The sequence below is a fragment of the Metabacillus sp. RB-C-LZQ-3-1 genome (assembly GCF_058315175.1).
In genome coordinates, this window is record NZ_JBZFLI010000066.1 from 1 (window position 1) to 450 (window position 450).

Annotated in this window: 4 tRNA genes; all 4 read right to left on the minus strand. The window is 49.8% G+C overall.

Features of this window, described 5'->3' with window-relative positions:
• Positions 1-2: 2 nt before the first annotated feature.
• The 4 genes from AC4GZ8_RS26460 to AC4GZ8_RS26475 all read right to left on the minus strand — a co-directional run bounded on the left by AC4GZ8_RS26460 (position 3) and on the right by AC4GZ8_RS26475 (position 439).
• Positions 3-76, minus strand: a tRNA-Gly gene (locus tag AC4GZ8_RS26460).
• Between the two features lie 17 nt (positions 77-93).
• Positions 94-170 (minus strand) — tRNA-Pro (locus AC4GZ8_RS26465).
• A 10-nt stretch (positions 171-180) separates the two neighbouring features.
• Positions 181-257: transfer RNA gene (locus AC4GZ8_RS26470), tRNA-Arg, on the minus strand.
• A 96-nt stretch (positions 258-353) separates the two neighbouring features.
• A tRNA-Leu gene (locus AC4GZ8_RS26475) sits at positions 354-439 on the minus strand.
• Positions 440-450 lie beyond the last annotated feature (11 nt).

Here is a 450-nt window from a genome sequence, read left to right on the forward strand (position 1 = left end):
TTTGGAGCGGGTGAAGGGAATCGAACCCTCATCATCAGCTTGGAAGGCTGAGGTTTTACCACTAAACTACACCCGCGAAGTGACACGTCCGTCTGGTCGGGAAGACAGGATTCGAACCTGCGACCCCTTGGTCCCAAACCAAGTGCTCTACCAAGCTGAGCTACTTCCCGTAATTTATTATGGCGCGCCCGAGAGGAGTCGAACCCCTAACCTTTTGATCCGTAGTCAAACGCTCTATCCAATTGAGCTACGGGCGCAATATGAAATTCTGTTATCAACAAGCGACTTAACTATAATAACACCTTAAAACACTTGGGTCAACACTTTTTTAAAAAATAAATCTCAAGTGTTTTTGGTGCGGCCGAGAGGACTTGAACCTCCACGGGGTCGCCCCCACTAGGCCCTCAACCTAGCGCGTCTGCCATTCCGCCACGACCGCGAAACTAAACA